This window comes from Cryobacterium sp. TMT2-10, assembly GCF_004403075.1.
In the GTDB taxonomy this organism is placed as follows: Bacteria; Actinomycetota; Actinomycetes; order Actinomycetales; family Microbacteriaceae; genus Cryobacterium; species Cryobacterium shii.
The window spans coordinates 14,079-26,314 of the sequence record NZ_SOGW01000128.1 but is presented as its reverse complement, the minus strand read 5'-3'; the positions used below and the strand labels follow the sequence as shown (position 1 = coordinate 26,314).

Annotated in this window: 14 protein-coding genes; 11 read left to right on the top strand and 3 right to left on the bottom strand. The window is 67.8% G+C overall.

Annotated features, from left to right (window positions below; all coding sequences use genetic code 11):
* Window positions 1–30: 30 nt before the first annotated feature.
* Together E3T37_RS15945 and E3T37_RS15940 are read left to right on the top strand one after the other, a co-directional pair.
* On the top strand, window positions 31–939 hold the full coding sequence (locus tag E3T37_RS15945; protein ID WP_134368258.1) for a phosphodiesterase: 909 nt from the start codon (window positions 31–33) through the stop codon (window positions 937–939).
* A complete protein-coding gene (locus E3T37_RS15940) occupies window positions 930–1,904 on the top strand; it encodes a tyrosine recombinase XerC (RefSeq protein WP_370264067.1) in 975 nt (324 codons plus the stop codon). Before E3T37_RS15945 ends, E3T37_RS15940 begins: the two co-directional genes overlap by 10 nt.
* Window positions 1,905–1,914: 10 nt before the next feature.
* On the opposite strand, the gene E3T37_RS15935 is transcribed toward E3T37_RS15940, so the two are convergent.
* On the bottom strand, window positions 1,915–2,424 hold the full coding sequence (locus E3T37_RS15935; protein ID WP_134368257.1) for a murein hydrolase activator EnvC: 510 nt from the start codon (window positions 2,422–2,424) through the stop codon (window positions 1,915–1,917).
* Between the two features lie 330 nt (window positions 2,425–2,754).
* On the opposite strand from E3T37_RS15935, the gene rpsB reads away from it, so the two are divergent.
* From rpsB to E3T37_RS15890, 9 genes are all read left to right on the top strand, one after another.
* Window positions 2,755–3,669, top strand: a complete 915-nt coding sequence (rpsB, locus tag E3T37_RS15930; RefSeq protein ID WP_134368256.1) for a 30S ribosomal protein S2 — start codon at window positions 2,755–2,757, stop codon at window positions 3,667–3,669.
* An 11-nt stretch (window positions 3,670–3,680) separates the two neighbouring features.
* Window positions 3,681–4,508: a translation elongation factor Ts gene (gene tsf, locus E3T37_RS15925; protein WP_134368255.1), complete on the top strand. Its 828-nt coding sequence runs from the start codon at window positions 3,681–3,683 to the stop codon at window positions 4,506–4,508.
* 121 nt (window positions 4,509–4,629) lie between these two features.
* A complete protein-coding gene (gene pyrH, locus E3T37_RS15920) occupies window positions 4,630–5,346 on the top strand; it encodes a UMP kinase (protein WP_134368254.1) in 717 nt (238 codons plus the stop codon).
* A 31-nt stretch (window positions 5,347–5,377) separates the two neighbouring features.
* Window positions 5,378–5,932: a ribosome recycling factor gene (gene frr / locus E3T37_RS15915; RefSeq protein WP_134368253.1), complete on the top strand. Its 555-nt coding sequence runs from the start codon at window positions 5,378–5,380 to the stop codon at window positions 5,930–5,932.
* A 13-nt stretch (window positions 5,933–5,945) separates the two neighbouring features.
* Window positions 5,946–6,926, top strand: coding sequence for a phosphatidate cytidylyltransferase (locus E3T37_RS15910; RefSeq protein WP_174235663.1), 981 nt, complete (start codon window positions 5,946–5,948; stop codon window positions 6,924–6,926).
* A 47-nt stretch (window positions 6,927–6,973) separates the two neighbouring features.
* Window positions 6,974–7,531 (top strand): DivIVA domain-containing protein, encoded by a 558-nt coding sequence (locus tag E3T37_RS15905; protein WP_134368252.1) that lies wholly within the window; start codon window positions 6,974–6,976, stop codon window positions 7,529–7,531.
* Window positions 7,532–7,597: 66 nt separating this feature from the next.
* Window positions 7,598–8,260, top strand: coding sequence for a lytic transglycosylase domain-containing protein (locus E3T37_RS15900; RefSeq protein WP_134368251.1), 663 nt, complete (start codon window positions 7,598–7,600; stop codon window positions 8,258–8,260).
* Between the two features lie 63 nt (window positions 8,261–8,323).
* Window positions 8,324–8,623 (top strand): hypothetical protein, encoded by a 300-nt coding sequence (locus tag E3T37_RS15895; protein ID WP_134368250.1) that lies wholly within the window; start codon window positions 8,324–8,326, stop codon window positions 8,621–8,623.
* A gap of 34 nt (window positions 8,624–8,657) precedes the next feature.
* Window positions 8,658–9,392 (top strand): alpha/beta hydrolase, encoded by a 735-nt coding sequence (locus tag E3T37_RS15890; protein ID WP_134368249.1) that lies wholly within the window; start codon window positions 8,658–8,660, stop codon window positions 9,390–9,392.
* A gap of 13 nt (window positions 9,393–9,405) precedes the next feature.
* Here E3T37_RS15890 and E3T37_RS15885 read toward each other — a convergent pair whose 3' ends face one another.
* Both E3T37_RS15885 and E3T37_RS15880 read right to left on the bottom strand, forming a co-directional pair.
* Window positions 9,406–10,455 (bottom strand): AI-2E family transporter, encoded by a 1,050-nt coding sequence (locus E3T37_RS15885; RefSeq protein WP_134368248.1) that lies wholly within the window; start codon window positions 10,453–10,455, stop codon window positions 9,406–9,408.
* Window positions 10,456–10,522: 67 nt separating this feature from the next.
* Entirely contained in the window at window positions 10,523–12,133 is a 1,611-nt protein-coding gene (locus E3T37_RS15880; protein WP_134368247.1) for a hypothetical protein, read from the bottom strand.
* Window positions 12,134–12,236 lie beyond the last annotated feature (103 nt).

Sequence of the window (12,236 nt, the reverse complement as noted above, 5' to 3'; positions counted from 1 at the left end):
TAGTCTGGGCGGCACCGAGAAAGGTGAGTCATGTCAGCCGTGCAACTGGGCCAGTACCCGCCCGCGTCCCACCTGATCGCGCACATCAGTGACACCCATTTCCTCGGCGGCAGCCGGGCACTCTATGGTGCGGTCGACACCGACACCACGGTGTACCAGGCGATGGCGCAGCTGGAGCGGTCCGGCCTCCGGCCGGACGCGCTCGTGTTCACCGGCGACATCGCCGACCGGGGTGAGGCCGATGCGTATCGCCGGGTGCGCGACATCGTCGAGGCCGCGGCCGAACGGATGGGCGCCCCCGTCATCTGGGTGATGGGCAACCACGACAAGCGGGAGGCTTTCCGCACCGAGTTGCTGCGCGAGGCCGGGTCGATGGCACCCGTCGACCGTGTGCACGACATTGGGGGAGTGCGCATCATCGCCCTGGACACGAGTGTCCCGGGCTATCACCACGGCGACCTGTCCGAGGCGCAGCTGGCCTGGCTGACGGACGTGCTGCGCGAGCCGGCTCCCCACGGCAGTCTTCTGACGCTGCACCATCCGCCCGTGCCGACGATGCTGCCCCTGATGGCCATCCTTGAGCTGCGGGGGCAGGCGAGACTGGCCGAGGTGGTTGCCGGCAGCGACATCCGGGCGATCCTGGGCGGGCACCTGCACTACGCGACGACCGGACTCTTCGCCGGAATCCCCGTGTCGGTCGCTGCCGCGACCTGCTACACCATCGATCCGACCGCGCCGCGCGGCGAACTCAGCGGCCTGCAGGGCGGCCAGTCGATCAACCTCGTGCACGTCTACTTCGACCAGATCGTGCACTCCCACGTGGCCCTCGGGGAGTTCGAGGCGGCAACCGGCTTCGATGCCTCCTTCCTCGCCCGGATGGAGGCGCTCACTCCCGAACAGCGCACCGAGGCCTTCTCCAGGCAGGTCGAATCAGGGTGACGGCTGCGCCCGCACGCCTCCTCGCTGCCCATGTCGACGACTTCGTCATCTACCTTGCGGCCGAGCGTGGCTTCTCCGTGCACACCGTCCGGGCCTACCGCACCGATCTGGCCGGGCTCGTCGCCTATGCGGAGACTCGCGGCGTCACCGACACGGAAGGGTTGAGCCTCGACCTGCTCCGCGACTGGCTCTGGGTCGCCACCCAGGCGGGGCTCGCGCGGGCGACGATCGCGAGGCGTTCGGCATCCGCCCGCAGCTTCACGGCCTGGCTGGCCCGCACCGGCGGCAGTTCCGCCGACCCCGCGGTAAGGCTGCGCTCACCGAAGCCCGGCCGCCCGCTCCCGCGCGTGATCAACCGGGCGCAGATGCAGGACCTGCTCACTCACCTCGAACTCCGCGCCCGCACGAATGACCCGGCAGCGCTCCGCGAACTCGCGATCGTCGAACTGCTCTACGCGTCGGGCCTGCGGGTCTCCGAACTCGTCGGCCTCGACGTGGCCGACGTCGACCTGCACCGGTTGACGGTTCGGGTCACGGGCAAGGGCGCGAAGGAGCGGGTGGTGCCGTTCGGCGTTCCCGCCCAGACCGCGATCCTCGCCTACCTCGGCCGGGCCAGGCCCGTGCTGGCGGCGGGCGGGGTGCAGGAAACGGGGGTGCAGGAAACGGGGGTGCAGAAAGCGGCGGTGCAGAACGCGCTGTTCCTGGGAGCCCGGCGGCAGCGGCTGGGCGTGCGGGCCGTGTACCGGCTCGTCGCCACCCTGCTGGCCGGCATCCCGGGAAACGGACCGGCGGGCCCGCACGCGCTGCGCCACACCGCAGCGACCCACCTGCTCGACGGAGGCGCCGACCTGCGCGCCGTGCAGGAACTCCTCGGCCACGCCAGCCTGGGCACCACCCAGATCTACACGCACGTCTCCGCGGAACGGCTCCAGCAGAGCTACCGGAGCGCGCACCCCCGCGCCTGACTCGGCACGGCTACCGCGCCGGCAGCAGGACCGCCCGTGGGACCCCGCCCAGGTAGAGCAGGGGAGAGACGTAACGGCCGTGCTGCCTCAGCCCGAGGTGGAGGCAGCGGTCGGCGCAGTGGCCCCCGGCGGCAACGTGCCCGAGGAGCTGCCCCGCAGCGACGCGCTCGCCCGCGCCCACGATGGCCGCCACCGGTTCCACCGTCGACACCACGTCGCCCGCGTGAGCGAGCGACAGCACAGGGCGATCCACCACCACGCCGGCGAAGGAGACGACACCGTCGTACGGTGCGAACACGGCCGTGCCGGGGATCGCCTGCAGGTCCAGGCCGCGATGACCGTCCGCATACTCGCTGGCAGGGGCTCTGAATCCCTCGACCACCGGATGCGGCGGCACCAGTGGCCAGGACCAGGTCCCCGCCACACTCGTCGCAGTCGATGGCGTGCCGGGCGGCGCCGGCAGCAGCACGCCGGCCAGCGGCACCAGCAGTGCCGCGGAGAGTAAACGGGAGAGGTTCATGCGACCACCGTGCCTCAGGGGCGATGCGGCCGGCCGGTATCCGCGGCATCCGTGCTGCGCACCCCGGGGGGTCTGGCTGTGGAGGAGCCGGGGGAAGGGCGCGGGCGGGGTGCGGTGCACCAGACGCGGTGCCGGTGGGTGCTAAACTCGTCCAAGCAGCGCTTCGTGCGCTGACTACGCGTGCCCATTCGGCCTCCACGTCCACTCGGTCCTTGCTTCTCGAAGCGGGGCGGATGTGTGCCGGGCACCAGGAGTAGTGATCATCCGATCACGACACAAACCGATTGGCGTTTTGCTGCCTCGCAGCGCGCCAGATAAGGAGAACGGCTCATGGCCGTCGTAACCATTCGCCAGCTGCTCGACAGCGGCGTGCACTTCGGGCACCAGACCCGCCGTTGGAACCCGAAAATGAAGCGTTTCATCTTCACCGAGCGCTCCGGCATCTACATCATCGACCTGCAGCAGTCGCTCGGGTTCGTTGACAAGGCCTATGACTTCGTCAAGGAGACGGTTGCCCACGGCGGCACCATCCTCTTCGTCGGAACGAAGAAGCAGGCGCAGGAATCGATCGCCGAACAGGCGATCCGCGTGGGCCAGCCCTACGTCAACCAGCGCTGGCTCGGTGGCCTCCTCACCAACTTCCAGACCGTTTCCAAGCGTCTGGCCCGCATGAAGGAGCTCGAAGAGCTCGACTTCGAGGACACCGCCAAGAGCGGTTTCACGAAGAAGGAAATGCTCATCAAGAAGCGCGAGCTCGTCAAGCTTCACAAGAGCCTCGGCGGAATCCGCAACCTCACGAAGACGCCGTCGGCGCTGTGGGTTGTGGACACCAACAAGGAGCACCTCGCCATTGACGAAGCCCGCAAGCTCGGCATCCCCGTCATCGCGATCCTCGACACGAACTGCGACCCGGACGACGTCCAGTACCCGATCCCGGGCAACGACGACGCCATCCGTTCCGTCGGCCTGCTGACCCGCATCATCGCGGACGCTGCAGCCGAGGGCCTCATTCAGCGCCACGCCAAGCCGGAGGCCGAAATCGAGCCCCTCGCCGCGTGGGAAGCCGAACTGCTGGCCGCTCCGGCCGAGACCACCCCGGTTGCTGACGAGACTGTCGCCACCGAGGCCGTCGTCGCCGAGCCGGTTGCCACCGAAGAGGTTGCCGCCGCCCCCGCGGAAGAAGCCGCAGCTGACGAAGCCGTAGCAGCCGCCGCGGTCGACGCTCCCGCCGAAGAAACCAAGTAAGGGGTCCCGGTATGGCAAGCATCAGCCTCGCAGACGTCAAGGCTCTGCGCGAGCGCCTCGGCACTGGCATGGTCGACACCAAGAACGCCCTCGTTGAAGCCGACGGCGACATGGAAAAGGCCGTCGAACTCCTCCGGATGAAGGGTGCCAAGGGCAACGCCAAGCGCGCCGACCGCTCCACTTCGGAGGGACTCGTCGCGGCCAAGGAAATCGGCAACACCGCAACCATGATCGAACTCGCCTGCGAGACCGACTTCGTCGCCAAGGGCGTCAAGTTCGTCGCACTGGCCGAGAAGGTCCTGGACGCGGTCGCCGCTGCCGGCACCACCACCGTCGAGGAAGGCCTGGCCGCTCCGGTCGACGCCCAGACCGTCGGCCAGCTCATCGACGGCGAAGCCGCGATCATCGGCGAGAAGTTCGAACTGCGCCGCGTCGCATCCGTCACGGGTGAGAAGTTCGCGATCTACCTGCACAAGACCAGCAAGGACCTGCCCCCGCAGGTCGGTGTTGTTCTCGGCTACTCCGGAGACGACGCAGAGACCGCGCGCAGCGTGGCCCAGCACATCTCCTTCGCGAATCCCGAGTACCTCGCGCGCGAAGACGTTCCCGTCGACGCCGTCGAGGCCGAGCGCCGCATTGTGACCGAGATCTCGAAGAACGAGGGCAAGCCCGAAGCGGCTCTGCCCAAGATCGTCGAGGGTCGCGTCACGGCTTACTTCAAGCAGGTCGCACTCCTCGAGCAGGACTACGCCAAGGACAACAAGTTGTCCGTCAGCAAGGTTCTCGCGGACGCCGGACTGACCGTCTCGGGCTTCGCCCGGTTCAAGGTCGGCGCGTAACGAGAAATTGAGTAACGATGGAGACCGGGTTGCATTCGCAATCCGGTCTCCTTCTCTGTGTGCGCGCCCAGTAGCTCACCCAGTAGTTTTAAGACAGGTACAACGGAAGGACGCGCACAGCATGTCAGATTCGGTCAAAAAGCGCAGGGTCCTCCTCAAGCTTTCTGGGGAAGCATTCGGGGCGGGAAGCCTCGGCGTGAACCCCGACGTCATCAGCGCCCTCGCCCGCGAGATCGCCGAAGCGGCCAAGCAGGTCGAAATCGCGATCGTCGTCGGCGGCGGCAACTTCTTCCGTGGAGCCGAGTTGTCACAGCGCGGCATGGACCGTGGCCGGGCCGACTACATGGGGATGCTCGGCACCGTCATGAACGCGCTGGCGCTGCAGGACTTCCTGGAGCAGGCGGGCGCTGAGACCCGGGTCCAGTCCGCCATCGCGATGACCCAGGTGGCCGAGCCGTACATCCCCCGCCGCGCGGAGCGCCACCTGGAAAAGGGCCGCGTCGTCATTTTCGGCGCCGGTGCCGGACTGCCCTACTTCTCGACCGACACCGTCGCGGCGCAGCGTGCCCTCGAGATCGACGCCGAGATCGTGCTCGTCGCCAAGAACGGCGTGGACGGCGTCTACTCCGATGACCCGCGCACCAACCCGGCCGCGCACAAGATCGACCGCATCACCTATCAGGAGGCCCTGCAGCGCGGGCTCAAGGTCGTCGACTCGACCGCGTTCAGCCTCTGCATGGACAACGGCATGCCCATGCAGGTCTTCGGGATGGCTCCGCACGGCAACGTGACGGCCGCCATTCTCGGGGCCGATCTGGGAACCCTCGTCTCCAACTAAGCTTGTCAACGCCACCGAAGAAGGAGTCACCGTGATCACGGATGTTCTGTCCGATGCCACCGCACGCATGCACAAGGCTGTCGAAGCCGCGAAGGACGATTTCGCGACCGTGCGAACCGGCCGCGCGAACCCGCAGATGTTCGCGAAGATCCTGGTCAATTACTACGGCACGGCGACGCCGCTGGAGCAGATCGCCTCCCTCCAGAACCAGGAAGCCCGCACGCTGTTGATCGGCCCGTATGACAAGGGCGCCCTGCGCGATATCGAGCAGGCCATCCGCGACACCCCGAACCTCGGGGCGAACCTGGGCAATGACGGCAACGTCATCCGCGCCACTCTGCCCGAGCTGACGGCGGACCGCCGCAAGGAGTACGTCAAGATCGTCCGCACCAAGGCCGAGGACGCGAAGGTGTCCGTGCGCAACCTCCGGCGCAAGGCCAAGGACGAACTCGAGGCCCTCAAGACCGAGGTCGGTGACGACGACGTGGCCCGCGGTGAGAAGGAACTGGAACAGATCACCAAGGCCCACGTCGATGCCATCGACGATGCCCTCAAGCGCAAAGAAGCCGAACTCCTCGAGATCTAGGGAGTTCAGCACCATGACGGACGATTCGAAAAAAGACCTGCCGCCCAAGCGCGCGCATGGCGTCAGCCGTGCCGAGTTCCGGGCCCAGGTCCAGTCCACCAGGGCTGACATCGAACGTCAGATGCAGGCCACCCGGGCGCAGCTGGACGCGACGCAGGTGCGTATCCAGGCTCGCACGGGCCGCAACCTGATCCTCGCCACCCTGATCGGGCTGGCGCTGGGACTGTTCATGCTGTTCAGCCTCATCGTGGTCAAGGACCTGTTCATGGTCTGCGCGGCCGCGTTCGTCGGCCTCACCGCCTTCGAGCTGGCCCAGGCGCTTCGCCACTCCGGGCGGAACGTGCCCCGCATCCCGGTCGTACTGGCTGCCGTGTCCGTGGTGCCGGCCGCGTTCTACTTCGGAGCGACCGGCCAGTGGCTGGCCACGCTCGGCGGCATCCTGCTGATCGGTCTCTGGCGGGTCGTTCTGCTCGCCTGGAAGAGCCACCGCGCCGATGCGAGCAGCGTGCTGGCGGATGTCGGTGGCGGCCTGCTGATCCAGTCCTACGTCGTCTTCCTGGGCAGTTTCTCCGTGCTTCTGGTGGCGCTGCCCGAGGGGCAGTGGTGGACGCTCGCGTTCCTGCTGATCGTCATCTCGGCGGACACCGCCGCCTACGCCACGGGGCTCAGCTTCGGCAAGCACAAGATGGTGCCCAGCATCAGCCCCAAGAAGACCTGGGAAGGTTTCGCGGGTGCCGGTGCCGCCTGCCTGGGGATCGGCGTGCTCCTGTCCGTCCTGATGCTCCACGAGCCCTGGTGGTTCGGCCTCATCTTTGGGGTCGTCATCCTGCTCAGCGCGACCTTCGGCGACCTGGCGGAGTCACTGATCAAGCGGGACCTCGGGATCAAGGACATGAGCTCCTGGCTGCCGGGCCACGGCGGATTCCTCGACCGGCTGGACTCGATCCTTCCGTCGGCCGCAGCCGCGTACGCCCTGTACCTGATCTTCGCCTAACAGTTGACGCTCGAAACAGAGGAGATGCTGTGAGGCAGCATGACGCAGTGGCCACGACCTTCCCGCGCACCCCCAAAAAGACGCTGGGTTACAACACGACGCAGGTCGAGTCATTCCTCGCAGCGGCTCGGAAGGCGTACGACGCCACCGATGACGGAGGCGAGGGCGCTCCGCTCACGGCCGAAACCATCCGTCACACCGCGTTCAGCCTGCACAAGGGCGGCTATTCTCCCGCCCACGTGGACGCGGCCCTCGAACGGCTCGAGGATGCCTTCGCCACCCGCGACCGTGACCGGGCCACGCGTGCACAGGGCAAGGAGGCCTGGCTGGAAGAGGCACACGATCTGGCCCAGGTCCTGGTCAACCGGCTCGGTCGCGCCGACCACCACCGTTTCTCCCGCGTCAGCATCCTTACGGTCGGCTACAGCCGGGTAGACGTCGACCGGTTCGCGTCCCGGCTGGTGCGGTACTTCGAAGACGGCTTCCCGGTCACGATCGAGGACGTGCGGTGCGCGGTATTCCGGCCCCAGCGCGGCGGCTATCGCGAAGCCCAGGTCGACGTCGTCCTGGACGGCGTGATCGACGTGATGCTGGCGGTTCGCTAACACGCACGCCGTTATCTCGCTGTTATGCGTGATCTGGGTTAGGCTCAGGACATCGTGGGTAGACATATGAGCATCATCGAGTCCGAGCACGCCGCCATACCCGTCAGGCCCGCAATGAGAAGGCCCCGGTCCAGAGGTCAGGCGTCGCTCTTCCTTTTCGCCTTCACGGCTGCTGCGGCCTTCGTGCTGGTCACCGTCGTGGACCCGTATTCCGGCGCCACCGCGTCACCGTACTTCCAGGTCGTCGGCGTGAGCCGGCCGTCTGGTCCCGCCCAGGAGATCCAGGTCGCCGCCGGCTACGCGAACACCGTGACCCGAGACAGCTTCACCGTGAACGAGAAGCCCATTCCCGTTCCGGTGCCCGTCGCGGCTCCCGTAGCGTCGAAGTCATCGTCGTCTACGGCGCCGACGGCCGCCGTTCCCGATCCCGGCTCCGCCCAGGCCATCGCGTCCGGGATGGTGGCTGACCGCGGCTGGGGCGACGACCAGTTCAACTGCCTCGTCTCGCTGTGGAAGAAGGAGTCCGGCTGGCGCGTCAACGCCGAGAACTCCTCGAGCGGCGCGTACGGCATCCCTCAGGCGCTGCCGGGCTCCAAGATGGCCACCTCCGGCGACGACTGGCAGACCAACGCCGCGACGCAGATCGACTGGGGCCTCGGCTATATCAGCGGCCGCTACGGAACGCCGTGCGGTGCCTGGGCGCACTCCGGCGACGTCGGCTGGTACTAACGCGCCGCACGCCCCCACCGGCCCCGTGGCCGCAAGCCGGCCGCCCCGACGTAGACTGTGCCCATGGCCCGCAGCAACCGACCTCGTGGCCGCAAGCCGGCCGGGTCGGGCGAGCCGGATGACGGCCTGTCCCGTCTGCGGGCCGGCTGGCGCCGCACGGAATCCGGGCGCGACGGCCTCTGGACCGTTCAACCGGTGACCGGTGCGCAGGCCGTCAAGGCCTATGTCTGCCCGGGCTGCAGCCTGCACATCGCGCCCGGACTCGCCCATGTCGTCGCGTGGCGAAACGACGGCCTGATGGGCGAGGCCGCCGACCTGGCGGCCCGCCGGCACTGGCACACGCACTGCTGGAAGATCAGATAGGGATGCCGCAGCGGGCATCCGAGAAGGAGAAACCGTGAGTTCGAGCGTGGTCGAGATTCGCGGGGGAGTCGAACTGCCGGCGGTGCGCGAGCAGATCGAGTTGCACACCGGCGATGGCCTGACCCTGGTGGGGGAGCTCGCGACACCGGTGGGCCGCCCCCCGGTGGCCACTCTCGTCACCCTGCATCCCTTGCCCACGCACGGCGGCTTCATGGACTCCCACCTCCTCCGCAAGGCAGCCGGCCGGCTGCCGGCCCTCGCCGATCTGGCCGTCCTGCGGTTCAACACCCGCGGTACGACCTCCCCGCGCGGCACCAGCGGGGGCAGTTTCGACGGCGGGGACGCCGAGCGCGAGGACCTCGCGGCGGCCATGGCCTTCGTCGCCCAACGGGGCCTGCCGAACCCCTGGCTGGTCGGCTGGTCCTTCGGCACCGAACTGGCGATCAAGTACGGTCTCGAGCACCCGATCCGGGGCGCCATCCTGCTGTCGCCACCCCTGCACCGGGCGTCGGATGCGGATCTGGCCAGGTGGGCGGGGAATGAGCGGGCCCTCGTCGCCATCATCCCGGAGCACGACGACTACCTGCGGCCGGAGGAGGCCCGTCAGCGCTTCAGCAGCGTGCCGGGCACCCGGTTCATCGCCGTGGACGGCGGGAAGCACCTGTGGGTCGGGGAGAGCCAGACGCGCCGGGTCCTGGACGAGATCGTCGCCGTGGTCAACCCGGCGGCCGCACCCCTGCCGACGGAGTGGACCGGCCCGCTCGCCTAGCCGAACCGATTCGTCAGAGTTCGTTCTGCCTCGGCACGACGACCTGCTTGATGATCATGATGGCGGCCGCGGCGACGGGGATGGCGATCAGGGCGCCGAGGATGCCGAGCAGGCTTCCGCCGGCGAGGGCGGCCACGACGACGAGCGCCCCTGGTACGGCGACGGCGCGGTTCATGATGTTCGGGCTGAGCAGGTACGCCTCGACCTGCATGTAGATGAGGTAGTAGATCGCTGCGACCAGGGCCGTGAACGGCGAACTGCCGATCCCGGGGATCAGGCAGGTCAGCACGATGATGATCGAACCGGTGATGGTCCCGATCAGGGGAACGAGCGAGAACAGGAAGGCGATCAGTGCCAGCAAGGCCGGGAAGGGGGCCCCGATGATGGACAGGAAGATGAAACTGAGCACGCCGTTGCACAGGGCCAGGGCACCCTGCCCGATCACGAAACGGCCGACGGCGGTCGTGATCTGCTCGCTGAGGTCGGCGAACCGCTCCCGCTTGGACGCCGGCACCAGCTGGTACATCGCGTGCTTCATGCCGTTCAGGGAGGCCGTGAAATAGAGCGTGAGAATGAGGATGATCAAAGCGCCGAACAGGCCGCTCACCACGGCGATGCCGGACTGGATCACCGTGGACGTGATCGAGGTCAGGTTCTTGCCGAGGAAGTCAGTCACCGAGGTGACGATCTTGGAGACCTCCAGGCCGGGGAACTGGTTCTGCAGGTCGGTGAGGAACGTCGAGGAGTTGACCGACTTCACCAGGTCGGGGATGGCTTTGGAGAGCTTGGACACCTGGTCGACGATGATCGGGGCGACGGCGAAGACCATGCCGGTGAGGACGCTGAGTACGACGGCCAGAACCGTCAGGATCGCCCACCGGCGCGGGAACTTTTTCTTCTCCAGCCAGGACACGGCCGGGTCGAGTCCGAGCGAGAGGAAGAGCGCGGCCCCGATGTAGGTGATGATCGTCTGCAGCGTGACAACGGAGGAGATGATCAGTAGTCCGACGCCGACGCCGAGGGTTCCGATCAGGCCGACTCGGAATGCATTTTGAATCTTCACGTGCTCCCCCATTGGCGACGACTCGGCGTCGGTTCTCATCGTCGGTGCTGCTGCTGCTGCTGGTGGACTACTCGTCCGAGGTGACTCTCTCCGCCTGGGTGAGCAGGCCGCGCAGGCTCTCGAAGTAGCCGGCCACCGCGTCGCGCTCAATCCTAATCTGGGACAGGCGCTCCTCCGCGTCCTCAACGAGAACGCGTGTGCGCGATTCCGCCTCCGTCACCAGAGCGCTCGCGCGGGCCTCGGCCTCCCGCACCGTGCGTTCCGCGGATTCCTCCGCGGTCTTCTTCACTGCTCGGGCCTCGTCTCGGGCGTCAGCGTCCAGCTGGTCGTTCAGGGCGCGAAGTTCGGCCGTGCGCTGGGTGGTCTCGGTGAGCTGCCGGGTCGCGTCGGAAATGAACTTCTGCGTCTGGGCGACGGCCTCCTGGTGACGGGTCAGGTGCCCCTGCTCTGCTTCGTCCCGGCGTGCCTTCAGCTCCATGTCCAGGTCGGCCCTGGTCTGGTCGATCTCCCGCTTCAGTTTCGCGGCCTCGTGTTCGCCGCGCTTGCGAGCGGCCGTCAGGTGATTCTCGAGGTCGATGCGCAGCTGCTCGCTGTCCGCGGCAAAATCGGCCCTGGCCTGTTCGTGTTCGCGCCCGAGATCTGCCCGGGCCTGCTCGGTCTCGGCAGCCAGGTCGGCGCGCGCCTTGTGGGTCTCGTGCTCCAGGTCCGCCCGCCTGCGATCGAGGTCCCTGGCCAGGTCGGTCTGGGCCTGGTCGGCCGCGATCGCCTGGTCGGCGTGGGCCTGCTCAAGTTCCCTGTCGAGGTCGGTGCGGGCCTGCTCGATCTCGGCCGCGAGGTCGGTGCGCGCGGCCTCGGTCTCGTGGGCGAGGTCGATTCTGGCCTGCTCGGTCTCCCGGGCAAGGTCGACGCGCGCCTGCTCGGTCTCGGCCGCGAGGTCGATTCTGGCCTGCTCGGTTTCGCGGGCAAGGTCGGCGCGCTGCTGGTCGAGTTCGTGGGCGACCTCGGCCCGGGTCAGCTCCGTCTCCGTCGTCAGGCCGGCCGCGATCTCCTGCGCCTCGGTTGCTTCCCGCTGGGCGACCACGCGCACCTCGGCGGCCTCACGCTCGGCTTCGGAGCGGATCGCGGCGACCTCCCGCTTCACCGTGGACCGCAGCTCGGCCGCTTCGGTGGCCACGGCGCCGCGGATGGCGGCCGCGTCGTGCATGGCGTCCTGGGTCAGCGTCGTGGAGTCGTCGTGGGCGCGGGCCAGGAGGTCGTCGGCCTCGGCGATGGCGTCGTCCATGATGCGGCCGGCCTTCACGCCGGCATCCGAAAGAACGCGGTCGGCGTGGTCTTTCGCCTCACGGCGCAGGGTCTGCACTTCGCTGGCAGCGGATGCGCGCAGCCGCTCGGCGTCGATGTCGGCCTGGGCGATGACGCGGGTCGACTGTTCCTCCGCGACGCGGAGGGTGTTCTCCAGCTTGGTGCCGAGTCCGGAGAAGGTGGGGCTGCCCACTTCCTCGATTTCGGCGTTCAGGTCCTCGATGTGGGCGGTGAGGCGTTTGATCTCCTTGTTCGCTTCGGTGCCCTGGCTGTTGGCCTGAATAAGGTCGCGACGAAGACCCTGGATGGCCTTGTCGACTTCTTCCCGGTCGTATCCACGGAAAACCTGGGTGAAATCAGCTTCGTCGAGTGCCACGCTATCTCCTCAAAATGGGACTCGGACCCCCGACCACGGTGCATCGGGGGGAGTCTCGTCAATTTTAGTATGTTGGGGAGGGGGCGGCCGGTCCCAGTTGAAG

Excerpts from the sequence above, each read along its gene's own strand:
- E3T37_RS15910 (WP_174235663.1), top strand. The coding sequence starts at position 5,946 with ATGACGGACGATTCGAAAAAAGACCTGCCGCCCAAGCGCGCGCATGGC.
- E3T37_RS15900 (WP_134368251.1), top strand. The coding sequence starts at position 7,598 with ATGAGCATCATCGAGTCCGAGCACGCCGCCATACCCGTCAGGCCCGCA.
- rpsB (WP_134368256.1), top strand. The coding sequence starts at position 2,755 with ATGGCCGTCGTAACCATTCGCCAGCTGCTCGACAGCGGCGTGCACTTC.
- tsf (WP_134368255.1), top strand. The coding sequence starts at position 3,681 with ATGGCAAGCATCAGCCTCGCAGACGTCAAGGCTCTGCGCGAGCGCCTC.
- pyrH (WP_134368254.1), top strand. The coding sequence starts at position 4,630 with ATGTCAGATTCGGTCAAAAAGCGCAGGGTCCTCCTCAAGCTTTCTGGG.
- E3T37_RS15895 (WP_134368250.1), top strand. The coding sequence starts at position 8,324 with ATGGCCCGCAGCAACCGACCTCGTGGCCGCAAGCCGGCCGGGTCGGGC.
- E3T37_RS15935 (WP_134368257.1), bottom strand. The coding sequence starts at position 2,424 with ATGAACCTCTCCCGTTTACTCTCCGCGGCACTGCTGGTGCCGCTGGCC.
- E3T37_RS15945 (WP_134368258.1), top strand. The coding sequence starts at position 31 with ATGTCAGCCGTGCAACTGGGCCAGTACCCGCCCGCGTCCCACCTGATC.